This is a genomic window from Neobacillus pocheonensis (assembly GCF_050477905.1).
Lineage (GTDB): Bacteria > Bacillota > Bacilli > Bacillales > Cytobacillaceae > Neobacillus > Neobacillus pocheonensis_A.
In genome coordinates, this window is the sequence record NZ_JBCNAD010000008.1 from 151,775 (window position 1) to 178,691 (window position 26,917).

26 protein-coding genes are annotated in these 26,917 nt (G+C 38.2%); 20 read left to right on the top strand and 6 right to left on the bottom strand.

Annotated features, from left to right (window positions below; genetic code table 11):
- Positions 1-62: 62 nt before the first annotated feature.
- Positions 63-737: an NUDIX hydrolase gene (locus tag ABES02_RS05260; protein ID WP_430131737.1), complete on the top strand. Its 675-nt coding sequence runs from the start codon at positions 63-65 to the stop codon at positions 735-737.
- Here the strand turns inward: ABES02_RS05260 and ABES02_RS05265 are convergent.
- Both ABES02_RS05265 and ABES02_RS05270 read right to left on the bottom strand, forming a co-directional pair.
- Positions 726-1,547 (bottom strand): MBL fold metallo-hydrolase, encoded by an 822-nt coding sequence (locus ABES02_RS05265; RefSeq protein WP_430131740.1) that lies wholly within the window; start codon positions 1,545-1,547, stop codon positions 726-728. The two genes, ABES02_RS05260 and ABES02_RS05265, sit on opposite strands and share 12 nt — an antisense overlap.
- Positions 1,548-1,676: 129 nt before the next feature.
- Positions 1,677-2,567 (bottom strand): LysR family transcriptional regulator, encoded by an 891-nt coding sequence (locus tag ABES02_RS05270; RefSeq protein WP_430131743.1) that lies wholly within the window; start codon positions 2,565-2,567, stop codon positions 1,677-1,679.
- Between the two features lie 234 nt (positions 2,568-2,801).
- On the opposite strand from ABES02_RS05270, the gene ABES02_RS05275 reads away from it, so the two are divergent.
- Positions 2,802-4,613: an assimilatory sulfite reductase (NADPH) flavoprotein subunit gene (locus ABES02_RS05275; protein WP_430131746.1), complete on the top strand. Its 1,812-nt coding sequence runs from the start codon at positions 2,802-2,804 to the stop codon at positions 4,611-4,613.
- Positions 4,614-4,640: 27 nt separating this feature from the next.
- Complete coding sequence (gene cysI / locus ABES02_RS05280; RefSeq protein ID WP_430131750.1) at positions 4,641-6,359, top strand: assimilatory sulfite reductase (NADPH) hemoprotein subunit; 1,719 nt, start codon at positions 4,641-4,643, stop codon at positions 6,357-6,359.
- Positions 6,360-6,423: 64 nt separating this feature from the next.
- Here cysI and ABES02_RS05285 read toward each other — a convergent pair whose 3' ends face one another.
- On the bottom strand, positions 6,424-6,834 hold the full coding sequence (locus ABES02_RS05285) for a hypothetical protein (protein ID WP_430131753.1): 411 nt from the start codon (positions 6,832-6,834) through the stop codon (positions 6,424-6,426).
- Positions 6,835-7,133: 299 nt separating this feature from the next.
- Between ABES02_RS05285 and ABES02_RS05290 the strand changes: the two genes are divergently transcribed.
- The 5 genes from ABES02_RS05290 (at position 7,134) to ABES02_RS05310 (ending at position 12,190) form a co-directional block, all read left to right on the top strand.
- Positions 7,134-8,615 carry a DHA2 family efflux MFS transporter permease subunit gene (locus ABES02_RS05290; protein WP_430132363.1) on the top strand — a complete coding sequence of 494 codons (1,482 nt, stop codon included), beginning with the start codon at positions 7,134-7,136 and terminating at the stop codon, positions 8,613-8,615.
- Between the two features lie 206 nt (positions 8,616-8,821).
- A complete protein-coding gene (locus tag ABES02_RS05295; RefSeq protein ID WP_430131756.1) occupies positions 8,822-10,009 on the top strand; it encodes a PLP-dependent aminotransferase family protein in 1,188 nt (395 codons plus the stop codon).
- 79 nt (positions 10,010-10,088) lie between these two features.
- Positions 10,089-10,586, top strand: coding sequence for a hypothetical protein (locus ABES02_RS05300; protein WP_430131759.1), 498 nt, complete (start codon positions 10,089-10,091; stop codon positions 10,584-10,586).
- 225 nt (positions 10,587-10,811) lie between these two features.
- Complete coding sequence (gene yyaC, locus ABES02_RS05305; RefSeq protein ID WP_430131762.1) at positions 10,812-11,429, top strand: spore protease YyaC; 618 nt, start codon at positions 10,812-10,814, stop codon at positions 11,427-11,429.
- Between the two features lie 77 nt (positions 11,430-11,506).
- Positions 11,507-12,190 carry a GntR family transcriptional regulator gene (locus ABES02_RS05310; RefSeq protein ID WP_430131765.1) on the top strand — a complete coding sequence of 228 codons (684 nt, stop codon included), beginning with the start codon at positions 11,507-11,509 and terminating at the stop codon, positions 12,188-12,190.
- 56 nt (positions 12,191-12,246) lie between these two features.
- On the opposite strand, the gene nadX is transcribed toward ABES02_RS05310, so the two are convergent.
- Positions 12,247-13,053, bottom strand: coding sequence for an aspartate dehydrogenase (gene nadX / locus ABES02_RS05315; RefSeq protein ID WP_430131767.1), 807 nt, complete (start codon positions 13,051-13,053; stop codon positions 12,247-12,249).
- Positions 13,054-13,637: 584 nt separating this feature from the next.
- On the opposite strand from nadX, the gene ABES02_RS05320 reads away from it, so the two are divergent.
- Complete coding sequence (locus ABES02_RS05320) at positions 13,638-15,080, top strand: hypothetical protein (protein ID WP_430131770.1); 1,443 nt, start codon at positions 13,638-13,640, stop codon at positions 15,078-15,080.
- Between the two features lie 151 nt (positions 15,081-15,231).
- A complete protein-coding gene (locus tag ABES02_RS05325; RefSeq protein ID WP_430131773.1) occupies positions 15,232-15,921 on the top strand; it encodes an NAD(P)-binding domain-containing protein in 690 nt (229 codons plus the stop codon).
- A 35-nt stretch (positions 15,922-15,956) separates the two neighbouring features.
- Here ABES02_RS05325 and ABES02_RS05330 read toward each other — a convergent pair whose 3' ends face one another.
- Together ABES02_RS05330 and ABES02_RS05335 are read right to left on the bottom strand one after the other, a co-directional pair.
- Complete coding sequence (locus ABES02_RS05330; protein WP_430131776.1) at positions 15,957-17,345, bottom strand: hypothetical protein; 1,389 nt, start codon at positions 17,343-17,345, stop codon at positions 15,957-15,959.
- Positions 17,346-17,732: 387 nt separating this feature from the next.
- Positions 17,733-18,068 (bottom strand): hypothetical protein, encoded by a 336-nt coding sequence (locus ABES02_RS05335; protein ID WP_430131779.1) that lies wholly within the window; start codon positions 18,066-18,068, stop codon positions 17,733-17,735.
- 258 nt (positions 18,069-18,326) lie between these two features.
- Here ABES02_RS05335 and ABES02_RS05340 point away from each other — a divergent pair, with 258 nt between their 5' ends.
- From ABES02_RS05340 to ftsZ, 10 genes are all read left to right on the top strand, one after another.
- Positions 18,327-18,659: a 2Fe-2S iron-sulfur cluster-binding protein gene (locus tag ABES02_RS05340; protein WP_430131782.1), complete on the top strand. Its 333-nt coding sequence runs from the start codon at positions 18,327-18,329 to the stop codon at positions 18,657-18,659.
- A gap of 60 nt (positions 18,660-18,719) precedes the next feature.
- Complete coding sequence (locus ABES02_RS05345) at positions 18,720-19,487, top strand: creatininase family protein (protein WP_430131785.1); 768 nt, start codon at positions 18,720-18,722, stop codon at positions 19,485-19,487.
- A gap of 266 nt (positions 19,488-19,753) precedes the next feature.
- On the top strand, positions 19,754-20,485 hold the full coding sequence (locus tag ABES02_RS05350; protein WP_430131787.1) for a TenA family transcriptional regulator: 732 nt from the start codon (positions 19,754-19,756) through the stop codon (positions 20,483-20,485).
- A 124-nt stretch (positions 20,486-20,609) separates the two neighbouring features.
- Entirely contained in the window at positions 20,610-22,088 is a 1,479-nt protein-coding gene (locus ABES02_RS05355; protein ID WP_430131789.1) for an aldehyde dehydrogenase family protein, read from the top strand.
- 22 nt (positions 22,089-22,110) lie between these two features.
- Positions 22,111-22,590, top strand: a complete 480-nt coding sequence (locus ABES02_RS05360; RefSeq protein WP_430131792.1) for a GlcG/HbpS family heme-binding protein — start codon at positions 22,111-22,113, stop codon at positions 22,588-22,590.
- 68 nt (positions 22,591-22,658) lie between these two features.
- Positions 22,659-23,285 carry a chromate transporter gene (locus ABES02_RS05365; protein WP_430131795.1) on the top strand — a complete coding sequence of 209 codons (627 nt, stop codon included), beginning with the start codon at positions 22,659-22,661 and terminating at the stop codon, positions 23,283-23,285.
- Positions 23,282-23,815, top strand: coding sequence for a chromate transporter (locus ABES02_RS05370; RefSeq protein WP_430131798.1), 534 nt, complete (start codon positions 23,282-23,284; stop codon positions 23,813-23,815). Before ABES02_RS05365 ends, ABES02_RS05370 begins: the two co-directional genes overlap by 4 nt.
- A gap of 31 nt (positions 23,816-23,846) precedes the next feature.
- The gene (locus ABES02_RS05375; RefSeq protein WP_430131802.1) at positions 23,847-24,551 is read left to right on the top strand and encodes a GntR family transcriptional regulator; all 705 of its coding nucleotides are present in this window, start codon (positions 23,847-23,849) and stop codon (positions 24,549-24,551) included.
- 158 nt (positions 24,552-24,709) lie between these two features.
- On the top strand, positions 24,710-25,060 hold the full coding sequence (locus tag ABES02_RS05380) for a 2Fe-2S iron-sulfur cluster-binding protein (protein WP_430131805.1): 351 nt from the start codon (positions 24,710-24,712) through the stop codon (positions 25,058-25,060).
- A 426-nt stretch (positions 25,061-25,486) separates the two neighbouring features.
- Positions 25,487-26,665 carry a cell division protein FtsZ gene (ftsZ, locus tag ABES02_RS05385; protein WP_430131808.1) on the top strand — a complete coding sequence of 393 codons (1,179 nt, stop codon included), beginning with the start codon at positions 25,487-25,489 and terminating at the stop codon, positions 26,663-26,665.
- The last annotated feature ends 252 nt before the right edge of the window (positions 26,666-26,917 follow it).

The window sequence follows — 26,917 nt, forward strand, 5'->3', positions numbered from 1 at the left end:
GAGGGATATGCTAGAAGGTAGTTGAATATAAAATATAAGTAGAAAACGAAGGTGGTTTTAAAATGAGTGCGATTCCAAGACCTGCATCAACGGTCGTATTATTGGATCAAAAATCAAACGTCTATTTAACAAAAAGACCAGAAACGATGAAATTTATGGCAGGATTTTATGTGTTTCCTGGTGGAGCGGTAGACAAGAGCGATGAGATCAAAGAATTTAATAATGAAATAAAAGGAAATCGAAACACAAACTTTGATCTTGCTCATTATATTGCTGCTGCAAGAGAATTATTTGAAGAAGTGGGAGTGCTACTTTGCAGTACTGAAGGCGGATCCGCTTTTCAAATGGAGGAAGAAACAAAATTAGAATACCGCCGCCAGCTATTAGAAGGAGAAATCTCATTTTTACAATTATTAAAAAAGGAAAAGCTTATATTGAATCTAGATAGTTTCATATACTTTGGCCATATTATCACCCCAAACCCAAGTAGGATAAGGTTTGATACACGTTTCTTTATTGCGCAGCTTCCTGATGGTCAACAACCAGTTCCTGATCAAAATGAAATCAGTGACGCTTTGTGGATTTCCCCTGAAGAGGCATTATCAGATTTCAATATTGGAAAAATTTCTTTACCGCCGCCAACCATTCATGCATTAAAGACGATTTTGAACTATCAAAACGGCGTACCATTGAGCATGCCAGAATTTAACGTCAGCGATTACAAGTTAACCTTTTAGTGAATAATAGGAATCTTCATGCGTGACGAATCCTTCATTTAACAATTTGATTAAATGTGCTTCTGTGGTTCGTTTCGCCACCTCAAAAACGCTTGGGTGCGGTAATTTTTCATAAATAATGTTAGTTAGTTCGATTGAAGTCAGCCTCTTATAGCTTTTGAGTAGCTCTGTGATTTGGTTTTCACGATACAGTCTGCGGTTAATTACAAATTCAATTTGTTCAAATGGTTTAGTCACCCAACCCCCATGACCAGGGCCGATTTTCGTTAAGTCAAGTTTCCTTAATCGATTTAAGGTATCAATATAATCCGACATATCTCCATCAGGGGGGCCAATCCAAGATGTTCCTTCAGCAACGATATTATCCCCTGCAAGGAGAATTTTTTCAGACGGAATATAAATGTTTAACTGACCAGCCGTATGACCTGGAGCGTGAATAATCGAGATGTCTTCGCCGGCCACAGAAAAAATATCCCCATCATTCAACAATGATAGATTGCTAAATGGGTAAATGGCATCAAGTGTTGCTTGTTTTTCGAGAGGATGGCAATAAACTGTTGGATTCCAATCGACTAATTGACGAACTCCCGGTGCATGGTCTGGGTGTGAGTGTGTAAGAATAATAGTTTTAGGTTTGGCAAGTCCATTTTCTTTGATAGCTTTCTCTAAATCTATTATTGTATTGGGTTGATCAAATCCCGCATCGATTAAAATGCTTTCTTGATTGTTTCCTATTAAATAACAATTTGTAGTGGTGTGCGGTAACAGAGTAGGAGTGGAAATAGGAACACGAACAATTTTTAATCGCAAAGCTAAACATCCTTTCATCTTAGGGGCTTTTTATAATTGTTTATTAACGTATTCATCATGAAAAAGAAAAAATCCTTCAAACATATAAAAAAAGGATAGAATGTGCAAGATTACGCTCATTAATCCTTTTTACTTGTTTGGCCATTTTTTATCTAATGCACTGATAAACGTCTTAACATTACGTTTATCTTGCATAATGGGAGAATATATATAGGACAGGGTCCGGGTAAATCGATGATTTTTCACCTTTATAATAGAAAGAAGTCCATACTGAACGTCTCTTTCAATGATACTATTGGAAAGAAGGGATAGTCCTTTTCCATTTATAAGTGTTTCTTTTATTCCTTGGCTGCTGCTTATCGAGAGAAGAGATTTCACTTTTAAGCCATTAGAACGTATGACGTGATCAAGATAATCACGTGTCCCTGAACCAACCTCTCTAGAGACCCATGCTTGATTCTGAAGGTCCGTCATCGTAACGTCCCCCTTAAGTGCAAGCTCATGATTGTTTGATGAAACAATATATAACTCATCCTGCATAAAAGAGTGAACGGATATCTCTTTTTCATTGGTCTGACCTTCAATAAGGCCGATATCAACTTGGTATAAGCGGACAGATTGCACGATTTCTTCGGTATTGCCAATCACAACCTGGAGCTCCAATTCAGGATAGTCGTTTTGAATGTCAATAAGCAAAGAAGGTAAGATGTATTCACCGATAGTAAAACTAGCCCCTATCTTAAGCTCGCCTTTAATGGAATTATTATGTTCAAGAATATCTTGTTTTGTTTGTTCGTAAATTTTAATCATTTGCTTCGCGCGATCATATAAAATTTCTCCGGTTGGAGTGATTTGTAAGAATTTTGGAGACCGAAGGAATAACTTCGTTTGGAACTCTTTCTCCAAATTTTTTATATGTAGGCTGACACTTGGCTGGGACATCAGAAGTAGTTCCGCTGTCTTGGTGAAATTTTTAACTTCTGCCAGAGTAACGAAAGTTTTTAGTTCTTCATAATACATAAGAATCCCACCTTATTATTAGAAATCTTAATAGTTCTAATTACTAATATTTATTTTACTAATTCCAAGTATTTAGGTAAAGTTTTATTAGAAAGTAAAGAGGAAGGGATAAAATTATATTTTAAAACCGACTTGACTTATAGGAATAGTAAAACTATTATAATATTAATCAATTTTTTGTCAGATGAATCTTAAATTTCAAAAAATGACATTTACCTTTGTGGGGTGATCTTATTGCAACTTCAAGTATTGAACAGTCCGTTTAATCAGGAGCAGGCCGAACTCCTTAACCGTATATTGCCAACATTAACAGAATCTCAAAAAGTTTGGCTAAGCGGATATCTGGCTGCTTCATCATCAACATTAGCATTAGGCGCACAAACCGATGTGCTTTCTACTCAAAGTACTGGAAAAAATCTATCTAAAGAAGTGACCATTCTTTATGGATCACAAACCGGCAATGCCAAGGGTCTTGCGAATAAGACCGCTAAACAGCTTGAGGGGAATGGTTTTAAAGTCACCGTATCTTCCATGAGTGATTATAAAGCAAACAATTTAAAGAAGGTCCAGAACCTACTTATTATTGTAAGTACACATGGAGAGGGAGATCCACCTGATAATGCCTTATCCTTCCATGAATTTCTTCATGGTAAAAGGGCACCGAAACTCGATGACCTCCATTTTTCTGTTTTGGCACTTGGTGATAGCTCTTATGAGTTTTTCTGTCAAACAGGTAAAGAATTTGATTCACGTTTGGAGGAACTTGGTGGAACAAGGTTGTATCCGCGCTTTGACTGTGACGTTGATTACGATGAGCCGTTTTCAGAATGGCTTCAAGGTATTCTTAGCAGTGTAAGTGAAGCAGAGGCCAGCATTCCAGCGCCTGTTGTGGGTACAGCAGCGCAAGCTATAGAATCCGTGTATTCAAGATCAAATCCTTTTAGAGCGGAATTACTTGAAACTATTAATTTAAATGGCCGCGGTTCCAATAAAGAAACGCGTCACCTTGAAATATCATTAGAAGGATCTGGGCTTACGTATGAACCAGGAGATAGTCTTGGAATTTACCCGGAAAACGATCCTGAAATAGTTGAGCTTCTATTAGCTGAATTGAAATGGGATGCAGAAACCGTGGTAACTCTAAATAAACAAGGGGATATTCTCTCGCTTAAAGAAGCCTTGAAATCTTATTATGAAATTACGACTCTGACTAAACCACTTCTTCAAAAGGTCGCTGAGCTATCAGGGAATGAAACCTTACTGGAGTTATTAGCACCAGGTAATGAGGAAAAATTAAAATCGTATATTTATGGACGTGATTTAGTGGATTTCGTTCGTGATTTTGGTTCATGGGGTACCTCAGCACAGGAGTTTGTATCGATTCTTCGCAAAATTCCAGCAAGACTCTATTCAATTGCCAGCAGCTTATCTGCGAGTCCAGATGAAGTGCACTTGACAATCGGTGCGGTTCGCTATGATGCGCATGGCCGTGAGCGAAAAGGCGTTTGCTCAATCTTAACAGCAGAACGTCTGCAGCCTGGAGACACACTGCCTGTGTTTATTCAACATAATGAAAACTTTAAGCTTCCTGCTAACCCTGATACACCAATTATTATGGTCGGTCCAGGAACAGGTGTCGCTCCATTCCGCTCATTTATGCAGGAGCGAGAAGAAGCGGGAGCGGAAGGAAAAGCTTGGATGTTTTTTGGTGATCAGCATTTCGTGACCGATTTCCTTTACCAGACCGAATGGCAAAATTGGTTAAAAAACGGTGTATTAACCAAAATGGATGTTGCTTTTTCACGTGATACAGATAAAAAGGTGTATGTACAGCATCGCATGCAAGAACATAGTAAGGAATTGTTTGATTGGCTTGAAGCAGGAGCAGTGTTCTATATTTGCGGTGATGAGAAAAATATGGCGCACGACGTTCATCATACTCTCATTGAGATAATTGAAAAAGAAGGCGGCTTGAGCCGTGAAAATGCAGAATCGTATCTTGCCGATTTGCAACAGCAAAAACGTTATCAGCGTGATGTATACTGATTTTGGATTGAAAGGAGTTTTTTCAACATGGTTAATCAAACTTTAACAGCGCCAACAGGAAAGCCGAGTGATGTGGAGCGCATTAAAAAAGAAAGTAACTATTTGCGCGGAACGTTAAGGGAAGTAATGCTTGACCCTATAAGTGCTGGAATTCCCGATGATGATAATCGTTTAATGAAGCATCACGGCAGCTATTTGCAGGATGACCGTGATTTGCGAAATGAACGTGCAAAACAAAAGCTTGAACCAGCGTATCAGTTTATGTTACGTGTCAGGTTGCCGGGCGGTGTTGCGACACCTGCCCAATGGCTTGTGATGGACGAGCTTGCCGATAAAAATGGAAACGGTACTTTAAAGATCACCACACGTCAGACGTTTCAAATGCATGGCATTTTAAAATGGAATATGAAAAATACGATTCAGACGATCCATTCAACACTTATGGATACCATTGCAGCATGTGGCGATGTGAACCGGAACGTATTGTGTACTTCCAATCCCTATCAATCCGAAATCCATACAGAAGTATACGAATGGGCGAAAAAGCTGAGTAATGATTTACTGCCGCGGACCAGAGCTTACCATGAAGTGTGGCTTGATGAAGAAAAAGTAGCTGGAACACCGGAAGTGGATGAAATCGAGCCAATGTATGGGCCTTTATATTTGCCGCGTAAATTTAAGATTGCAATCGCTGTTCCTCCAACCAATGATATCGATGTTTTTTCAAATGATCTTGGTTTCATTGCTATTGTTGATGAGGGCAAACTAATTGGTTTTAACGTGGCAATAGGGGGCGGTATGGGAAGCTCCCACGGTGAGAAAGCGACCTATCCGCAGCTTGCTAAAGTCATTGGCTTCTGTAAGCCAGAACAGCTTTATGATGTGGCTGAAAAAACGATTACGGTTCAGCGCGATTACGGAAATCGTTCAGAACGTAAAAATGCCCGCTTCAAATATACTGTTGACCGCTTAGGACTGGAAACAGTCAAGGCTGAAATTGAAAACCGCTTGGGCTGGAGTCTGGAAGATGCCAAGCCTTATCATTTTGAGAGTAATGGCGATCGCTACGGTTGGGTTAAAGGTGTGGGAGGTAAATGGCACTTTACCCTTTTTGTTGAAGGTGGCCGGGTAGCTGATTTCACAGAATACAAGCTGAAGACAGGCTTACGGGAAATTGCTAAAATCCACAATGGTGAAATCCGTTTAACAACGAATCAAAACGTGATTATTGCCAATGTATCGACTCAGAAAAAGAAAAAGATTAACGAATTGATTGAACAATATGGATTAACGGATGGCAAACATTATTCTGCATTACGACGCAGCTCGATGGCATGTGTTGCCCTGCCAACATGTGGACTAGCTATGGCGGAAGCTGAACGTTATTTACCTGTCTTGATGGATAAAATTGAAGAGATAGTCGATGAAAACGGTCTGCGCGATAAAGAAATCACGATTCGCATGACGGGTTGTCCAAACGGATGTGCACGTCCAGGGCTTGGTGAAATTGCCTTTATTGGTAAAGCTGTAGGCAAATACAATATGTATCTTGGTGCTGGCCATGATGGCAGTCGTTTAAACAAAATGTACCGTGAAAACATTGGAGAAGAAGAAATCTTAAGTGAACTTCGTGTGCTTCTTTCACGCTTTGCGAAAGAACGTGAAGATGGCGAGCACTTTGGTGACTTTGTGATCCGTGCTGGAATCATTACTGCCACCACTGATGGGACAAATTTCCACGAATAATAAAGGTATTTAACAGACAGGGACATGTATCTCTGTCTGTTTTTTCAAGAGTTACGAATTTAATTCAAGCGCTCTGTGTAATAGGAATATAGGAAGAGTTTTTTTCATCCCATTTAAAAATTCCTTCCTGCAGTTTAATTTCTGTGTCAAAAGGGCAAGGAATTGAATCAATCCCTTGAGAATTAGGAACCATTTTCTCATTCAACTCTTTTTTTAATTGAAGTAATTCCTCCTTAGAAGCAATTCGGATAATCTTATCGAGAGTAATTCTCTTTTCACTAATTCCATTTATTTTACAAATACTTTGTTGAAAACTCCTGTTAAATTGAATCATCATGTGTAAATCTTCGATGCATGCCACTCCGAAAACCTCTTTGATTATATTTCCGTAGCGAAGTTGATAGTCAGTAGCAAAATTTATCGTTTTCTTTTCTGGATTTTCTAATATATAGACAGATTGGATTGTATTATCCATTTATAAACACCCTTTCGACCTGAAACTAGTTGTAAACTACACTCCAATAATAAATTAGGTACAAACCTTTTATCTCAATGATACCATGGTTTTTCAGTTTGCTGTTGTACGGAGGATTGGGCAATGTTGCCCTATGTCATTGTTATCAATGATGGGTTAGAGTTATTACTAAAATGACGGGTAAATAATCGAGTTTAGATGAAAAATATCATTAATTGTGATTAATAAGGGGGTACTATATATTGGACCAATCCAATAAACATGATCATCATCCGCCGTATGGAATTATTGCTGTATTGATGATTGGTGCATTTATTGCATTTTTAAATAATACATTATTAAATATTGCATTACCTTCCATAATGAAGGATCTTAAAATTGAGGCGTCGACAGTTCAGTGGTTGACAACAGGCTTTATGCTGGTAAACGGAATTTTGATTCCAACCACAGCCTTCTTGATTGAAAAATATTCAGTTCGCCAGCTTTTCTTAGCAGCAATGGGGCTATTCACCTTTGGAACCATTATAGCGGGTATTGCCCATATATTTCCTGTATTATTAGCAGGTCGTATGCTGCAAGCATCAGGTTCCGCTATTCTAATGCCACTACTCATGAATGTGATGTTAGTAAGCTTCCCGGTTGAAAAAAGGGGAGCTGCGATGGGCGTTTTCGGGTTAATCCTAATGTTCGCCCCAGCCATTGGTCCGACATTGTCGGGGTGGATTATCGAACATTATGATTGGAGAATGCTTTTCCATTTTATCACTCCAATTGCGATTGTCGTTGTTTTAATTGGAATCTTTTTGTTAAAAGATAAAAAGGAAAAAGTGGTGATGAGTCTGGACTTCGTCTCACTTCTTTTATCGAGCGTTGGTTTCGGTGGTATTCTGTATGGTTTTAGTTCGGCCGGTAAAAAAGGATGGGACAGTCCTGAGGTTTATGGAACGATTGCCATAGGTGTCATTTCGTTATTTGTGTTTATTATTCTTCAAATTAAGAAGGAACAGCCTTTGCTTAATTTCAAAGTGTATCAATACCCTATGTTTGCCTTATCATCTGCAATTGCAATGGTGGTTAATATGGCGCTGTTTTCAGGAATGCTGCTGCTTCCGATTTATGTACAAAACCTTCGTGGAATCTCGCCAATGGATGCAGGGCTCCTGCTTCTTCCAGGGGCACTTTTAATGGCAATTATGTCTCCGATTACAGGGAAATTATTTGATAAAGTTGGGGGACGAATTTTAGCTATTAGTGGGTTAACAATAATGGTAGTAACCACTTTTTTTTTCAGCAAATTAACACTGCATACTACCTATAACCACTTAATCATTTTATATTCTGTGCGGATGTTGGGAATGTCGATGGTAATGATGCCGGTATCGACAAATGGATTGAATCAATTGCCAAAGCGTTTTTACCCACATGGTACAGCTATGAACAATACCATGAACCAGGTTTCAGGAGCTATCGGGACTGCTTTATTGGTGACAATCATGACGAATCGTACGCAGTCAGAGGCAAAAACGCTCGGAGCAGCTGCTATGAAACATATGACCGAGCAACCAACTCCAGCTGTAGTCGCACAGATGAAACAGCAAATTGTCATGGATGCAACATTAAAAGGAATCAATTATTCCTTCTTAATTGCTACTTTTATTACTGCAGTTGCCCTTGTCCTTGCCTTCTTCATCAAACGTTCAAAACCAGCTGAAGATCCGATGGAAGGGACACCAGCTAAACCTGCACAAAAAAAGATTGTGCCTAAATTAGCCGAAAACTAAAATGGTGCTTCATATACTAAAAAACTCAGCCACGTTGGTAGGTTGAGTTTTTTAGTTTCACAATAATAATTCCAAACATTTAGAATATTTTGCTTGCTTACTTTTTTTTAATAATATAATATTAGCTTTAATATATTTTTCCTAATTGAATTTATAAAATGATTCAATATTACTAATCTAATATACTAAAAAGGAAGCGAATTACAATGGAATATCCATTTGCACCCCAAACTAAAACCTATGAATCTTCTGCGGTCAGAGACATCCTAAAAGTGACACAACAAGGTCACGTGATTTCATTTGCAGGGGGACTGCCAGCTGAAGACATATTTCCAATAGAGGAAGTAAAGAATGCTTATGAAAAAGTATTTGCATCTGGTAAATCTTCTTTACAGTATGGATTAACGGAGGGTTTTACGCCACTTCGCGAAGCTATTCAAGCAAAAATGGCTCAAAAAGGTATTTCTTCAACCCCGGAAAACATTTTGGTCACAACGGGTTCACAACAGGTTATTGACTTGTTCTCTAGGATCATGCTTTCTCCCGGTGATATAGTCTTAACAGAGGATCCAACCTATCTATCCGCCTTGCAGGTGTTCAGGTCATACGGGGCAAATGTTATTGCCGTCAGCAGTGATGAACATGGGATGGTTCCTGAAGATTTAGAAGCCAAAATGGGCCAATATCAACCTAAATTTGTTTATATAATCCCAACTTTTTCAAATCCAGATGGTAAGGTTTGGAGCAATGAACGACGTCAAAAGCTTCAAAGCCTTTCCTATGAATATAATGTACTCGTTCTAGAAGACGACCCTTATGGTGATATTCAATTTCATGATGAAGAGTATTATCAGCCAGTTGCTGCCTTTGATTATCAGCAGAGCCATGTCGTCTATACTAGTACTTTCTCAAAGTCAGTTGTTCCGGCTCTAAGAACAGGTTGGGTTACTGGTCCAGTAGAGGTGGTAAAAATGATGGCGAAAGCAAAGCAGATGAATGACCTGCATTCAAGCAGCATTGATCAACAGGCACTTTATTATTTATTACGCGACTTCAACCTTGATGGACATATCAAACAGATTCGAAGTGAGTATTATTATCGAATGACGATTATGAGGGATTTTTTGCATAAACTTGAGCCAGGCTTGTTTACGTGGAAAGAGCCTAAGGGAGGAATGTTTTTGTGGGTTGAAGGGAATAACCATTTAAATACAACTCGTTTACTTTCCAAGGCAGTTGATAATGGGGTTGCCTTTGTCCCAGGAGCACCATTCTATGTCGACCAGCCAAAGCACCATACGTTCCGATTAAATTTTAGCCACTCTACACCTGAAAAGATCCAGCAAGGAATGGATCGCTTAGTAGAGGTTTTAGTGAAGCCTGCTGTCGTTTAAGTAGAGAAATTTTGAATGAAACCAGCCTTTTATGTAAAGTTTATAAACGAACATTATTTATAATAAGGATGGTATAAAAATGTCTTTTATTGGAATCATTATCATTATTTTGTTGGTCTATTTTTTAATAATTCGCCCGCTTACTAAAAGAAATCGCCCGCAGGTCTATCAGTCTAGAAGAGATTATTATGAACCTAGAAGGGACTATTACGATCCTAGAGGACACTATGGTTCAGGCCCTGGAGGATTTGGCGGAATGGGATCGTTTGCAGGGGGAATCGCCGCTGGGGCACTCCTAACCTATTTGTTTAATCAAGGCAGGATTGGGTTTGATCAATTCCATGCCTTGCAACAATTACAGGACCATGAAATTATGCGAGAATTGATGGATCAAAATATCATTCAAGAACATGAAATTGACCAGTTACAGGAGGAACTCGGACAAGGCAGAGGTGACGATCCGTCAGATTGGGATGAAGATGGGCAAGATGTTCAATTTGACAGGGATGATCAAAATAATCCCCAAGATAATAATGATTTTGGAAATTGGGATAATGGCGATGATAATTGGGTTTAACTAGAAGTACCTTGGAACATCTTTAAGATGGTGTTTAAGGTACTTTTTTATTTGATTGTTACAAAGTTGTGAACGGATAAGTTCTAATTGATTATTTTTCTTATTTAGTATATAGATGGTTTTACACTATCTATAATAAAATAAGTGTATACGGAATAAAACTGATGAGAAGCAAAGGGAATCAAAATTACAGCCAGAGAAGGGTTGATGGTGATGTGGCCTTTTGTGAATAAGAAAATAAGTAAGGAAGAGGTAGAAAGACCTGGTTATATCTCTCTAAAAGATTTAACTGAGGAAAAAGAGATTGAAAAATTAGCGCTTAAACTTAAAGATGTTTTAAGCAAGACAAATAAAGAAGTGATTATCTTGTGTGTTGGTTCAGACCGTTCAACAGGAGACTCACTTGGTCCGATAGTGGGTTCAATGCTAAAAGAAATCAACTTCCCATTACCTGTATATGGAACATTAGAAGAACCAGTTCATGCGTTGAATATTCATAAAATTTTAAAAAATGTTAAAGAAATACACCATGAACCGTTTATTATAGGAATCGATGCTTGTTTAGGGGAACCGGCACAAATTGGTTCCATTTTGTTTAAAAAAGGTCCATTTTTTCCAGGGGCAGCCCTTAATAAAGTTTTGCCAGGTGTAGGGGATTATCACTTAAAGGCGATTGTGAATTGTCTTGATTCTTATTCACCAGTACAGTCGTTAAATAGCACAAGGCTATATACTGTAATGAAACTTTCTGAAATTTTGACAAAAATCATTTATCGGGCTGTATTAGATGATGATTCTTTCTCGAAAGGACCATTTAAAAAGTTGTTAACTGTGGAAGATTAATCCATTTCATTTGAAATGAGTAAATATAGTGGGTTATAATTATTACAGTTTATATTGTGAGAGAAAGCGTGATACCATTGGGGAATAATTGGACAGAGGAAAATTTAATATCACTTCGTGAAAGGGTCTATATTCACATTAAAGATCTCATTCTAGAAGGTGAATTTAAAACGGGAGATCGATTAGTCGAACGAGAATTGGCAGAAAGATTGAATATAAGCCGGACGCCGATTCGCGAAGCTTTATTTAGATTAGAATCACAGGGGTTTGTTAAAACAGTGCCGAGAAAAGGTGTCATTGTTGCAGATATTTCTGAGAAAGAAATTATTGAGGTTTTTACGATTCTTTCTTCATTAGAGGTTTTGGCAGCAAAATTAGCCGTGCAAAAATTAGATGATGAAACGAGTAATAAAATTTCTGACTATATCAAAAAGGCTGAAAATAGTTTGGGTAATGAAAATGATTCTACTTTTTCACAACTACATTCTGAATTCAATCATCTTTTATATAGTGCAGCAAAAAATAATAAACTTTATGAAATATTGAGTGGCTTGTCTGATTATATTAGTGCTTTTGCAAAGACTGGATTTAAAAACCCGGGCCGTGCAGCAAAGTCGATGGAAGAGCACTTGAAAATAATGGAAGCGATTGGTAATCAGGAAATAGAAATGGCCGAGTATTTAACAAAGATTCATATTGAAAATTCTAAAAAGGCATATATTGAAGCGGTCAACCAAGCAAAGGAAAAGCGAAACCGATAAAAGGGAAACTCCATCTATTGATGGGTTTCCCTTTTTATTTAGGTTTAGCAAAAATATTATAGACCAATAACGGTAGGGGCTGTCAGGTTTTTTAATACCTTTGCCACACTCATCGCAACAATTGGACTGGATTTTGGATTTTGTTTGTATGGTTTGTTTTGCACGGATATTTCGACTTTCCCAAATTCTCCCTCAGCAATAATTGTATGAGTATTCATCTGAATAGTAGGATCAACATAAACTTGTACCTTTGTATCATCAAATCCAACACCAGCAATACTTAATGCGGCAGAGACATTTACATTCTCCGGAAATAATTTGGCTGCATCTCTTGCATTACCTTCGAATATGCAATAAGGCTCTGTGATGGTGGCCAAATTTACTTTTTCCTCAGCAATAGTGCCATACCAACTTCTGGGATGTTTTCTTGTAATGAGTGTGATCTCGTCTATCTCACCTAAAACCCCAGCAGCAATTCGATCCAAACCAGCAATGGCAGCAGATGGGATAATCATTTGCTTTTGGTTTTTTGAAGCCGACTCTTGCAATGAATGATAAAGTTCATTATCTGATAAAGCCCCAACAGATAGTATGACCAAATCACTGCCGGAAGAAAGAGCTTTTTCCCCATATTGTTTGAGGGCATTATGGCCTGCAGCTTCTATAATGATATCTAAATCTTGTGTAAAAAAAACATCTTCATTGGTTGTGACAATACATTGATCGGATATTTCTTCTAATGAACTAGGCAGTTTTCTTACCAGAATTGATTTGAGTAAAACATCTCCAGCTTGTCCTGAATCAATTAATTCTCCAATGCTTTTTCCAAGCGTTCCGTAGCCAATAATCCCAGCTTTTAGCATATTTATTCTCCTCAGGTATTCATTTTGTTTGGTATACTATATACCATTTTGTTTTTATATTTTAGCGGAAGAGGGGAGTAAAATCAAGATTAATATTTCGAATATAAATAAACGTCTAAATTTTCAAAATATTGTTGCGTTAATTGGGCACTTAATGTTATATTAATTTCAACCTATATAGTTATTACTAGCTATGTAGTGAAAAGGAGGGGGTAATCTTCATCATTCCTACATATCAGCAACTTAAATGAAGAATTTATTGTATTGTAAAGTTATATCTATGTTTTAAGATTGATAGTTTCAGCTTATGTTTTATTGAGTAAAGTTTATTTTTTTATGCATTACCGGTATACAATCCACAATATACAAAGTTCACCAACTTATTTATTTTTTCCTATTAAACGTAATCGCAATTGTTTGCATTTTCGTGTTTAACAGTAAAAAGGTAATTGAGAAGAGAGAATAACAACTCTGGTGGAGCGCTTTCGAACTTTTTCTCCTCTCCATAGTATCTTTCAAAATTTCAAGCAAAACAATATAAAATTAATTGATGGAAAATTTTACAATTAAATGGAGGGGGACATATGGAGTTAACGTTAGCTCATTGGGTATACCTTTTTGTGACTGCAGCTGTTATTGTTATTATGCTATTTCGAAAAGGGGTCGTACTGCCTCTTATCATCGGGACCTTTATCGTAGCAGCGGTTTATAAAGGAAGTCTTATTTCAGGCTTTCAAGCGGTCTTTAATGCTAACCTTGTGGCCGCAAAGGAGTTATTCAGTATATTCTTAATTATTTCCATCATGATTGGACTCCTGAATTCTTTAAAGGATCTCGGAGCAGATAAAAGGATGGTTGTGCCGATACAGAAAATAATGGTTAACGGCCATGTCTCTTATTTAGTATTAATGGTGACAACCTATGTCATTTCACTCTTTTTCTGGCCAACCCCAGCCGTTCCATTAATTTGTGCTTTGTTAGTTCCTGCGGCAGTTAGTGCAGGATTACCAGTTATGACTTCCGCAATGGTTATTGTTATTGCAGGTCAAGGGATGGCGCTTTCATCAGACTATATTATGCAAGTGGCGCCTATGCTTAGTGCAAAAGCTGCCGGTATTGATAAAGCAGCTGTTTCAGATAAGGCATTCATCCTTTCTCTTATTACAGGTCTAACTTCCCTAGCGATTGTGTACGTAACACATCGAAAAGCAATTACCAAAAAATCTACTAGCAACGTCAATAATGAAGAAAAAGCATTCTTTGATGTGGCAGAGGAGCTCGCTGCTACGGCTGAAGAAACAGTCGATATTAACCATAGAAAAGAAACTTGGGGTAAAGTATTTGCTGTTATTGTTCCTCTAGCAATGTTAGCCGTTATGATTTTTATGTTCCAGACAAAACTCGGTAACGGATCTGGATTCGAGGGCGGGGACGGTGCAGCCTTTATTGGCGGTGTTGCTACAATTCTATTAGTATTAGCCACCATTGCTTTTAACCGAATTCATGCGCTTGATAAAATAAGTGAACATATCACGGAAGGCTTTGTATTCGCTTTTAAAGCAATGGCACCCGTGATTCCGATTGCAGGCTATTTCTTTATGGGAAGTGGTGACTTTTCAGGGGCCATTTTATCCTTAGGTGACAAAGCTGCAAAACCAGCCTTTCTGTTTGACTTAATTCAAGCTGGGCAAAACTATATTCCGCATAGCCCAATTTTTGCCGCGATTGGTATATTAATCGTGGGTGTCATTACCGGGTTAGATGGTTCAGGATTTGCGGGTCTTCCTTTAACTGGTGCTCTATCTGGTGCCATTGCTCCAGGAAGTCACATCGATCCTTCAGTTATGGCTGCAATTGGACAAATGGGAGCTGTTTGGAGTGGTGGAGGAACGCTAATCGCTTGGTCGTCTCTTGTTGCTGTTGCAGGCTTCTTGCAAGTATCACCGCTGGAACTGGCAAGGAAAAACTTCATTCCTGTAATATCAGGACTTCTTCTTGCCACGGTTTTAGCCGTCATAATTTGGTAAATAAAGAAAAAACATTCTAAAATGAAGGGGCTATCCTAAAAGTCAGTTAGGTTCTGATTTTAAGGAGCCCCTATTTTTTTAGTGCATGATTGTAATAGAAATGAATAGAATTAGGGTTGTAATTGAAAGTGAGGAGGGGATTAGTGTAATTATGAACCCATTGAAGGTTGGTTTAGTTGGTATTGGGAAACTTGGGACGGCAATGATGACTCATTGGCATAAACATAATATTCCGATCGGGATTTATCATCCTACCAAAATGAAAGCAGAACAGTTTGTGGAACAGTTTCAAAATGGTTCTTGTTTATCAGCAGAGGATTTAAGCAAACTAGATGTGTTAATAATGGCTTTGCCGGCAATGGATGTTATTCCGTTTATTTCCAATTTAGAGATTAAAGGAACAACTTATTTGATTAATATGGCCACAACACTTCCAACAAATCAAATAATCTCAACATTGCCTTCCTTGAACGTTCATGGCGTGAAGTTTATGGGCCATTGGAAAGACTTAAAGGAACATGGCAATGGACTTTTTATTACAGAAATCCGTTTACCACAGCACATAGAGGAACTCTATCGATATTTAGGGAAAGTTAAAATAGATAGTGAAGATTGTTTAACAGAAGTAAATAAACTAGCAACCTATTACGCTATCCAGGCAGCCATTGAATTAGAAAAGGTTTTTTCTGAGAAAGGCATTTCCCCTGAATATGTAAAAAGGGCATTAACTTCTTTAGCTCCCGAAGTAATTCGTTCCTATAGTGAAGGAAATCTAGGGCATTTTGCCATGGAAATCGTCAAGGAAATTCATGCAAAGCAAGGAGGAGTCAATCCTGATTGACTCCTCCTTGCTTTATTTTGTGTTACGCATTCCATTTATGAAAAGAACATTTGCAATATAAATAAATAGACCATCACACAGCCGATATAAAGACCGGCGAAAGATAGATTCCAATTTGATACTTTATAAGAACTTTCTTTAACGATATTAGACATGAGCCCTAATGTAGCATTATAAGGACCTACTAAAAAGGAAGCTACTGCGCCAGCTAGCATCGCAACCGTCAATATATATGGGGAAATCCCAATTACTGCAGGATTTAGGCCTTCGGTCATTAAAGCAAGCGAAACAGCAGGATGAAGGCCAAGGAAAGCGAAAGCCAAAGGAATTAACGGCAATAAAATTAAAAAGATTTCTACACCAGCTACATGAATAAACTTGATCACTAAGCTATCTAACCATTCATTTGTATGGGAAACATTTATGGTTGAGATAAAAAAGCCTGCTGACAAATAGATGAAAAACTGATCTTTCATACTAACAGAAAAGTTTTGGAAATGCTGCAGTAAATGGGCACCAAACTCTTTTCCTTGTTTCAAACATAAGGACCAACTAAAGGCAAATGGGATAACCATTAAGGATACCAGTGTCAAAAAAGGATAAGGAAACTTTTTCTCTATTAAAGAAATGATGACATTGAAAATAATGATAGCTAATAATATTTGAAAAACTCTTTTAGAACGGTCAACCTGCCCAGCCTTAACCTCAGCAGTTGCGGCTGTTTCATGGATGGAAGGGTTCTTTTGGGTTTGAATCATCATTTTTGATTTTCGTGCTCCTAAGTACCAATCCATCCCCATACCTACAACACTTAAAGGGATCACATAGGGAAGAATGGAAGCCCAGCTTACACCGGTCATGGTAATAACAATCCCCACAATCGGCGTTACAGGTGCCCACAATAGCGGCATTGCAAATCCTCGGGTTATTGCTCTGCTCATAAATCGTTCTTTATTTTGGACTGGAATGATATCTAATGATGGTCTTATGGAATAGTAAGTCATCGGCAGTGTAGCAAGATTCATAAAAATACTAAAAAAGTATGAAAAACCGGAAGTAATCATGTAAAGCTGTCCAGAGGTTTTAACCTTTTTTTGAATAATCGTTTGAATGCCGCCGCTGTACCCGCCTAGTTTAATCGGGATTCCTAAAATCGGTACTAAGGTAAACATGGTCAATAAGTCAAGCATAGGACCAAAGGAAAAGATATAGTCCTGCCAACGGGCTCCGCTTGTCCACAATAAAATCAAACCGAGGATTAAGAAGGTACTACCTAATATTTGGACAAATCGTTTTGCTTGGAATAATGTAAATAAGACAATGAGCAGACTCAAAACGGATAAAATAACCCCAATATCCAGTTGGGGGAATAGAACAGAAAGTAAATACAGTACAATCACCAGAAAAAACATCAATCTCAGCATATCAACACCCTTACTTATTAATATGGTATACCAATTATGAAAAACACACTGAATAATGACACAATTCCGCCATGTTTTAGATTATTTTTGGTATTTGGTATACAATAATGTTGTATTTTTTTATACTTCATAATAAAATAAATGTAACAAATAAAATAACTAGTAGGGGGAATAAAAATGTTTAACATTCTATTTGGCTCTAAAAAATCTGCAGAAAAAGCTGAGAAAAAATTAGCTTCGCTTAGAAAAATACTTAAGTTTTAAGGTAATTCCTTTACTTAATGAAGCCGTCACACCAATGTGGCGGTTTTTTATTTCCTTTACAAGAATATAAAAACCGGAGAGACTTTCTTTCTCTCCGGACTTTTTTTTTAACACCTTTCGAACTTATACAGCCACCTCATCTGATTTTACGAGTTTGGAGTTAACAGAGTCCTCACTGTTCCCTGATGCTTTTACAATCTCATTTAATTCCTCACGTGCAGCTTCGATTGTTTCAAATCTCTCAAAAAACTTAACAGCGATACGATTCACATATTCTTTTCCTTCGAACTCTTCGAACAATTGAATTTTCGCGCTCTCATCAAGAACTTTAGCAATCGTATATTTCGCCCTTAATTGATCAAAGAAATAGAAGTGGTAGGTTTCCACCGGCTCGAGGCCCTCGTTATCAAGAATGGTTTGGAAGCTTTCCTTATTTGTTAGCACAATATATTTTCCCAATTTGAACACTCCTTCAATTAATCTATTAATTTTCATAAGTTACTCGTTTTAAAGTATAGCCGTAAATTGACTCTCATCCCTCCTAGGAACATTGTATACCAAACTACTTATTTGTATTTTATATGAAGAAGGTAAAATATTCAACAATATATTCTAAATATTTAAATAATTAAAAAACAAGTTTGCTTCTCCAACAAAAAGAATGTATACTTCAGGAAAGAGTCTAAATTTTTCGAATTAACAGAAAGGGGTAATATTATGCCAAAAGTGATTCTCCATGTTGATGGAACAACCGTTGAACAAGAAGTGAAAGATAATGCCAATTTAGTAGTATTAGCTGCTACACGCCAATTACCAAAGCTAAAGTACGGCTGTGGAATGGGTCGGTGTACGAAATGCACTTGTATTGTAATTGACGGCGCAGACGAATTGGCTCCACCAAATTGGAAGGAAGAAAAAATGCTGGGGGAAAAGGTAAATGAAGGCTATCGTTTAACTTGCCAGCTAACGATAAAGCAGGATATCGAAATTTCTCAAGAAAATATTTCGATTCAAGCACCGAAAAAGCAATCAGCAATCCAAATAAAATAGGGATTTTCTTATTTAGTTTATTGGTATACAAAATACAAAATGATAAATAGGTGATAAATAATGGATTGTTACAATCTAACAAGCATGACATGGAAGGAAGTAGAAGAAGCATTAAAAAGTGTAAAGCTTGCTATTATCCCAATCGGTGCACATGAACAGCATGGTCCACATATGGTCGAAAGTTGTGATGCGGTCCTGGCCGAAAGGATGGCCAACAAGCTTGGTAAAAAAATGTTTCCATATGTTATCGTGACTCCAACCGTTAATATGGGGGTTTCGCAGCATCATTTAAATTTTCCAGGAACCATTTCATTGCAGCCGTCGACACTGATTGCGGTTTTAAAAGATATGGTCGCCTCATTAAAACATCATGGAATTGAAAAGTTCTTATTTTTAAACTCACATGGAGGCAACCAATCTACATTAAATGTGGCTTCGATGACTTTAACAAAAGAACTCGAAGTGGAAATTTACTATGCGAAAACCACAGCATCTGCTAAAAAATCGATTAAAAATAATGTGACCTCATCTTTATTTGGCCATAGCTGCGAGCGGGAAGTTTCCGAAGCCTTATATTTGGCTCCAGAGCTTGTTCGTCATAATGAAATACAAAAAGGCGATATTCAAGAAGATGGAAGATGGAAAATGCTAAGACCAGGGAATGCGATTCAAGGATTTTACTATTATGAAGAAATGACTCAAAATGGCTGTATCGGTGATGCGACAAAGGCCAGCTGGGAAATTGGCCAGCAGATTGTGGAAGAGGCTTTAGATAATCTTGCAAAAGATCTTTATAAATTGTTAAATCTGAAGGTAGAAGCGCTTTAATTAATAAGCCGTTGGCATAAAATCCTCGCGGATCCCAACGGAAAGTTTTCAGATTATATTAATCTTTTAAAAATTCTAAAAATTATATTTACAAACGATGCAAAATAGGTTACTATTTATTCAAGGGTATACCAAATAGAAAAAAACCTAAAGAATGCTAGATAAATTCTAACAATCTTTTATTTTTTACCTCATTTGGTATACAAAATATCAAATACCAAGTATTACTTGGGATTACCTACATAAAACTAGAGGAGATGATTATAGTGGCAGAATTACTATCAAAAGATGAATTTCGTAAACAACTGGAAGAAGCTATTAAAGGAAACCACAGCCAAAAGGCACCATTTACACTAGCATGGGCTGAAGGAAAATTAGAAAGAAAACACTTTGCTAGATGGGCAGAAAATCACTATCACTACGTTGGACCATTCGCTGATTACCTAGCTTATATTTACCACAACACTCCAACCGATCAAAAATTTGAAGCTGCAAAAGATTTCACTCTACAAAACATGTATGAGGAAGAAATCGCCGCAGACCGTCACACTGATCTGCTCATCCGTTTTGCTGAAGCTTGTGGAACTACTCGTGAGCGTGTTGTTAATCCAGATAATATGGCTCCAACTACATTAGGTCTTCAAAGCTGGTGTTTCGCAGTGGCTGCACGTGAGAATTTCGTTGTCGCTACTGCTGCATTAGTAGTAGGCTTAGAATCTCAAGTTCCTGATATCTACCGAAAGCAAACTCCTGCATTACGTGAGCAATATGGATTTACAGATGAAGAAATTGAATTTTTCGATTTACACATCGTTTCTGACGAAATCCATGGTGAACGTGGTTACAAAATTGTTCTCGATCATGCGGATACTCCTGAATTACAGCAACGCTGTCTTGAAGTAGTAAGAACTGGAGCAAAAATGCGCCGTATGTATATGGATGGATTATGGAGAGAGTATTTAGAGCAGGATTTGGGTGCTTTAGTTGAAGCGAAATAATCTTAAAGCTATTTAATATTAAAACGGATTCAAAAGTGTCAGCTTTTGAATTCGTTTCCTTTTACAAGCCGCCCTATTTAATCTTGCAGTGTAATGTTTAATTGGCGGCTATTTTTATAAAGAAATGAGTGTGATAAGCGTGCTTACTACAAAAGTTGAAACATTCAATAACTTAATAAATGGCCAGTGGCAGGAGGCTGTCAGCAAGAAGACATTTTTGAGCGTAAACCCGGCAAATCATGAAGATATTGTTGGGTCTTTTCAGGCTTCAAATGAGCAGGATGTTAAATTGGCGATTGAAGCTGCCAAGCAAGCTTTTCCAGCATGGTCGAAAACGGCTCCTTCTAAACGGGCATCCATCTTAAATCAAGCGGCCAGCATTCTCGAACAAAATGCTGATCAATTGGCGGAAGAGTTAACCCGAGAGGAAGGAAAGCACGTTGATGATGCAAAAAATGAGGTGTTACGATCTGCGCAAACTCTCCGGTTTTATGCCGTGGAAGGCCAAACCTTTACGGGCGAAACCTTTCCAAACGATGATCCCAATATGAAAGTTTCAACAGAAAGAGAACCGCTTGGTGTAGTGAGTGTGATTACTCCTTGGAATTTTCCGCTTTCGATTCCAGCAAGAAAAATTGCACCAGCTTTAATCACAGGAAATACGGTTGTATTTAAACCATCTTCTGATACACCGTTGATTGCCGTACGTTTAGTAGAGGCATTAGTTCAAGCAGGAATTCCGAAAGGTGTTATCAACTTCGTGACAGGAAAAGCGTCAGAAGTGGGCGATCTTTTGGTCACCCACCCAGCTGTAAGAGCCGTTACTTTTACAGGGTCAACAGCGGCTGGAGAAGATATTCATCGAAAAGCTTCCTTTACAACTCGGACACAGATGGAACTTGGAGGGAAAAATCCGCTCATCGTCATGGATGATGCAGATCTTGATCTTGCTGCCAGCTTAACTGTTAACGGTGGTTTTTCATTAACAGGGCAGGCGTGTACAGGAACAAGCCGAGTCATCGTATTGAAAGACGTGAAAGAGGCCTTTGTTCAAAAACTCATTGAAAAAACAAGCGCCCTCAAAATCGGAAATGGTTTTGAAAAAGGCGTAAAAATTGGGCCGCTGGCAAACGAAAAACAACTAAAAAATGTTTTAAAGTATATTCAATACGGTAAGGAAGATGGCGCAGCACTTGTCTTTGGCGGCGAGCAGTTAACTGAAGGGGAATACCAAAAAGGATATTATGTGCAGCCAGCCATATTCACAAATGTGGATCCAGACTCGCGGATTGCAAAAGAAGAGATTTTTGGACCTGTTATCGCCGTAATTGAAGTAGATACATATGAAGAAGCCATCGCTATTGCCAATGATGTCGAGTATGGATTATCTGCTTCGATTGTGACGAATAATTTAAAAATCGCCAACCAATTTACAAAGGATATTCAAGCAGGGACTGTAAAGGTGAACCGTACCACAACTGGAAATCTAATGAACGCGCCTTTCGGAGGACTTAAAAAATCAAGTACTTCCACGTTCCGTGAATCTGGAAGAGTGGGCCTTGAGTTCTTTACCCAATTAAAAACAGTCTATATTGGCTACTAATAATAAGCAGAGGAGAGCAAACATGAAAACTGTTTTAAAATTAGAACTAGAAGAAGCAAAAGTTATGATTGAAGCGGCTAAGAAAAAATCTGAAGAAATCAATGTCCTTGAAACGATTGCGATTGTCGACGATGGAGGAAACCTGATCGCGCTTGAACGTATGAATGGAGCGCGCATTACTGGTCCTGAAATTTCCATTGCAAAAGCCTATACGGCTTCTGGCCATAAACGATCTACTCATTTATTTAATAAAGAACCCAATGGTCCGGCACTCCCTGGAAATGAAGCATTTGGGATTAATCAGATGCTTCCTGGTAAATTCGCGATCTTTGTTGGCGGTTTCCCGATTGTTGTTAATGGTGAAGTGGTTGGGGGAATCGGCGTCAGCGGTGGCAACGGCGAACAAGATACGGCTGTAGGTACCGCTGCCTTAACAGCCTTGCAAAAGTTGGTGGAAGGTGATGGCCTAGAAGTCATCACAGAAGCGGATATAAAAAAATAATTGACTCCGGACCTCATTTCTTGTCGATTTGGCAGAATGGGGTCCATGTTAATCAACGGGAAAGTAAAATGTTTTGGTTTAAAAAGGGGGAGAATCAACTGAAACCATATGTTGAGTTAACTATTGGCTTTGCGCGTACAGGTGTGACTGGTTATGGAGGCGGTCCCTCTACTATACCGTTGATTGAATTTGAAGCAGTCCAAAAATATAAATGGATGACGGAAGAGGAATTCTCAGAAATATTGGCTTTGGCTAATACCTTACCAGGCCCAATCGCGACCAAAATGGCAGCCTATATCGGATATAAGGTGAAGGGTTCTTTGGGAGCTACTGTTGCCATCCTCTCGCACATCCTCCCTTCCATTGTAGCCATGATTGCTTTGTTGGGAGTGCTTTATTCATTTAGAGAATCTCCCATTGTGAGTGGAATGGTTCAAGGGGTTACACCTGTGATTGGATTTATGTTAGTGGAGATGGCCTACCGTTTCTTCCAAAATGGCAGGAAGGGATTAGGTTTGTCGAAAATGCTGACGCTCTCAGTTGTTTCATTAATATTTGTTCAATTTCTTGGATTACATCCAGGCATATTAATCGCGATTTTTCTGATTTCTGCCTATTTCATCGCTGATCGTAAAGAAAAGGCGGCTTCATCTCAGGCAAAGGTATTGGTTCAGAGAAAGGAAAAAAGCTCATGATTTATTTGCATATATTTTGGTCATTTTTTATAGCTAATTTATTAGGGTACGGGGGCGGCCCAGCAACGATTCCACTGATCCAAAATGAAGTAGTGAATAATTATCATTGGATGAGTGTATCAAAGTTCGGCGATATTTTAGCCATTGCCAACGCCTTACCAGGACCAATTGCTACCAAAATGGGCGGCTTTATCGGTTATCAATTAGCAGGAGTTCCGGGTGCGATTATTGCATTGGCCGCTACTATTCTCCCTTCTGCACTCGCTGTTATATTGTTATTTAAATTTGTGAATCTATTTAAAGATTCTCCGAAAATTAAACTGATGACAAAATCAGTTCAGCCAATTATTGCGATTTTACTTGCTGTAATGGCTTATCAATTCTTATTAACCGCATTTGAAAATAGTGGTTTCCTCCATTTATTACTATTAGTAGGAATCAGCTATTTGACGTTAATTCGGTTCAAAATTCATCCTTCCCTTGTTATTGTTTTCGCATTGGTTTATGGTGGAGTATTTCTATCTAAATAAAATACTTATTAATTGAATGGGTGGTATATATATGGATACAAGATGGGAGGAAAACAATCTTTTATCGATTCGAGAACATGCCTATCTATATTTAAAGGAAATGATTTTAGAAGGGGAATTTAAAGCAGGGGATCGTTTGATTGAAAGAGAGCTTGCCGGGAAACTGAACATTAGCCGTACCCCCATTAGGGAAGCTTTGTTCCGTTTGGAATCTCAAGGATTTGTTAAAACAGTTCCGAGAAAAGGTGTCGTTGTCACGAATATCTCTGAGAAGGAAGTTATTGAGGTATTCACGATTCTTTCCTCGCTAGAAGTTCTAGCTGTAAAATTAGCAGCACAAAAGATGGATAAGGGAACCCAAATGGAGTTGGATCAAAAAATCCAAGAGTTAATGGAACTAGAAGAGCAGGATTTAGAAAACTTTAATTTTGAACATATTCAAATGAATCGACTGATCAATAAGGCTTCAAAAAGCCCCAAATTATTTGAAATTCTTTCAGGCTTAATTGACTATATTCATATGGCTGCGAATATGGGGTACGAAACACCGGGCAGGAGAAAAGAATCCTTAAAGGAACATATCGATATTATGAAAGCCTTACGTGATAAAGAAACGGATATGGCAGAGTATTTAATGAGGATTCATATTGAAAATTCTAAAAAGGCCTATATTTCCTATATGGATAATTTGAAAGAAAAGCTAACAAAAAAAGATAAAGTGAAATCACCGATTTAAGATCGGCACTAGCTGGATAAGACCACACCATCATTAAGGTTGTGGTCTTTCGTTTTAATGTGATATAGAAAAATAAATTAAAAGTTTAGTATTGTCTGAAAATTAAAATTATGGTATATTGTATACCAAGAAGATAAAACAAGGGGAGGAACAACGAAATGCCTAAAATCAATTTTATTAACAGCAATAAACAACTAGAGGTACCAGAGAATTCTAATATATTAAGAATGTCACTTCGTTACGATGGAGAACTCCCAAATCGATGTGGTGGAGGGATTTGCGGCACTTGTGTTTTTAAAGCGGATCAAGGGTCTGAATTCCTAGATAACGTAAAGATTCAAGAAAAAAGAAAATTAGGGGAAGAGTGGTTAGAAGCAGGCTATCGTTTAGGTTGTCAAACCTTTGTGACAAACGGAGATATTTCCATCTCCTGGGACGAAGAAATCACAGACCAAGTTAAAAAAAGAAAGCCGGATAAACTACAAAAGGAAGTAACTTCAGCGAAATAATCTGCAAATAAATTTAAAACGGGGTGAGAACATGTGGGCCTGTAATAATCATATGAAAGAAGTTTTATCATTCTTGGATATTCCCCATATTAGCAAAGCATCTTATCAAATCAAGTGCACGTTTTGTGACAAACCTGCAGAGGCAAAAGTTTATTATGCTCACCAGCCATTAAAATATAAAAAGAAAAAAGAGCAAGTATCGACTATGATTTCACGTACATCTTAAAAAAGCTGTCACCGGACAGCTTTTTTTATTATTTTTGCATGGGAATGACCACAGGACTATATTAAAATAGCCATAATTTTGCTAAAATATTAAAAAGTATCTAGAAATACATAACAATAACCTTTTCTAGTCAGAAGGAATTATTCTATTATTTTCTGAGTAGCTGTTGTATGAGGTTTGGATAAATTGGAGGAATGAATATGTGGGAAATGGACATGGATATAGATCAAATTGCTAGGATAAAAGTAATCGGAGTCGGAGGCGGCGGAAATAATGCCGTAAACCGAATGATTGAAGCCGGTGTGCAGGGGGTAGAATTTATCGCTGTTAATACGGATGCTCAGGCTCTTAATTTATCAAAAGCGGAGATTAAAATGCAAATTGGAGCTCAACTGACAAGAGGTTTAGGAGCAGGAGCGAATCCGGAAGTGGGCAGAAGAGCCGTTGAGGAGAGCAGGAAGCAGATAGAAGAAGTATTAAAAGGATCTGATATGGTCTTTGTTACGGCCGGAATGGGCGGGGGTACAGGGACAGGTGCAGCACCAGCAATCGCGGAAATTGCCCATGATCTTGGGGCATTAACGATTGGAGTTGTTACACGTCCGTTTGGATTCGAAGGAAGAAAGCGTGCCCAAAATGCAGCCACCGGCATTGAGTTCATGCGGAATGCGGTCGATACGTTAATTATTGTTCCAAATGATCGTTTATTACAAATTGTTGATAAGAAAACCCCAATGATTGAAGCGTTCCGGGAAGCAGATAATGTACTTCGCCAAGGTGTCCAAGGTATTTCCGATTTAATCGCCGTCCCTGGATTGATTAATCTGGACTTTGCAGATGTAAAAACAATCATGTCAAATCAGGGAACTGCACTAATGGGGATTGGAGTCGCAAAAGGCCCAGACCGTGCTGTTGAAGCAGCTAAAAAGGCTATTTCCAGTCCGTTACTTGAAACTTCTATAGACGGTGCCCAAGGAATACTTATGAACATTACAGGCGGCAGCAATTTAAGTCTTTATGAAGTCCAAGAGGCAGCGGATATTGTCGCTTCAGCCGCCGACCATGAGTTAAACATGATCTTTGGTTCAATTATAAATGATAATCTTAAAGATGAGATTATGATTACAGTGATTGCTACTGGCTTTGATGATAAAAACACTGTCCCTCCTGTCCGTTCAAAAGAAGGACTGTTAAAACCAGTGTCTCCATCACGTCATAGTAGTGAATTGTTTAATGGACAGGAGACTAGTAAAGAACAAAACCGCCAATGGCAGGAGCCATCTGAACAAGTACGTAATTCTGGAGAGCAATGGCAAGAGCCAGAGGAAACATTAGATATCCCAACATTCCTGCGAAATCGGAATAAAAGAACTAGATAATTGAATTTTAATCTAAACGAAGGCTGTACGAGAAACTCGTTGCAGCTTTTTTCTTTTGATAAGCAGAAAAATCGACTTTGATAATTGTCCAGCTCCAGCGCCCAGCGACTAGTGTCCTTCGCTCTCCGCCCTACGATAAGTCAAGCACGAATGCTCTAAAGCTCTTTGTGTTTCCTTTATCTCAGTTGGAGCGCTCCAGGCCATACGTCGCGCAGAGGAAGCGGGCTTTTCTATGTATAATTTTTTTCTAAA

Excerpts from the sequence above, each read along its gene's own strand:
- ABES02_RS05260 (WP_430131737.1), top strand. The coding sequence starts at position 63 with ATGAGTGCGATTCCAAGACCTGCATCAACGGTCGTATTATTGGATCAA.
- ABES02_RS05270 (WP_430131743.1), bottom strand. The coding sequence starts at position 2,567 with ATGTATTATGAAGAACTAAAAACTTTCGTTACTCTGGCAGAAGTTAAA.
- cysI (WP_430131750.1), top strand. The coding sequence starts at position 4,641 with ATGGTTAATCAAACTTTAACAGCGCCAACAGGAAAGCCGAGTGATGTG.
- ABES02_RS05285 (WP_430131753.1), bottom strand. The coding sequence starts at position 6,834 with ATGGATAATACAATCCAATCTGTCTATATATTAGAAAATCCAGAAAAG.
- ABES02_RS05290 (WP_430132363.1), top strand. The coding sequence starts at position 7,134 with ATGATTGGTGCATTTATTGCATTTTTAAATAATACATTATTAAATATT.
- ABES02_RS05295 (WP_430131756.1), top strand. The coding sequence starts at position 8,822 with ATGGAATATCCATTTGCACCCCAAACTAAAACCTATGAATCTTCTGCG.
- ABES02_RS05300 (WP_430131759.1), top strand. The coding sequence starts at position 10,089 with ATGTCTTTTATTGGAATCATTATCATTATTTTGTTGGTCTATTTTTTA.
- nadX (WP_430131767.1), bottom strand. The coding sequence starts at position 13,053 with ATGCTAAAAGCTGGGATTATTGGCTACGGAACGCTTGGAAAAAGCATT.
- ABES02_RS05320 (WP_430131770.1), top strand. The coding sequence starts at position 13,638 with ATGGAGTTAACGTTAGCTCATTGGGTATACCTTTTTGTGACTGCAGCT.
- ABES02_RS05325 (WP_430131773.1), top strand. The coding sequence starts at position 15,232 with ATGAACCCATTGAAGGTTGGTTTAGTTGGTATTGGGAAACTTGGGACG.
- ABES02_RS05330 (WP_430131776.1), bottom strand. The coding sequence starts at position 17,345 with ATGCTGAGATTGATGTTTTTTCTGGTGATTGTACTGTATTTACTTTCT.
- ABES02_RS05340 (WP_430131782.1), top strand. The coding sequence starts at position 18,327 with ATGCCAAAAGTGATTCTCCATGTTGATGGAACAACCGTTGAACAAGAA.
- ABES02_RS05345 (WP_430131785.1), top strand. The coding sequence starts at position 18,720 with ATGGATTGTTACAATCTAACAAGCATGACATGGAAGGAAGTAGAAGAA.
- ABES02_RS05355 (WP_430131789.1), top strand. The coding sequence starts at position 20,610 with ATGAGTGTGATAAGCGTGCTTACTACAAAAGTTGAAACATTCAATAAC.
- ABES02_RS05360 (WP_430131792.1), top strand. The coding sequence starts at position 22,111 with ATGAAAACTGTTTTAAAATTAGAACTAGAAGAAGCAAAAGTTATGATT.
- ABES02_RS05365 (WP_430131795.1), top strand. The coding sequence starts at position 22,659 with ATGTTTTGGTTTAAAAAGGGGGAGAATCAACTGAAACCATATGTTGAG.
- ABES02_RS05370 (WP_430131798.1), top strand. The coding sequence starts at position 23,282 with ATGATTTATTTGCATATATTTTGGTCATTTTTTATAGCTAATTTATTA.
- ABES02_RS05375 (WP_430131802.1), top strand. The coding sequence starts at position 23,847 with ATGGATACAAGATGGGAGGAAAACAATCTTTTATCGATTCGAGAACAT.
- ABES02_RS05380 (WP_430131805.1), top strand. The coding sequence starts at position 24,710 with ATGCCTAAAATCAATTTTATTAACAGCAATAAACAACTAGAGGTACCA.
- ftsZ (WP_430131808.1), top strand. The coding sequence starts at position 25,487 with ATGTGGGAAATGGACATGGATATAGATCAAATTGCTAGGATAAAAGTA.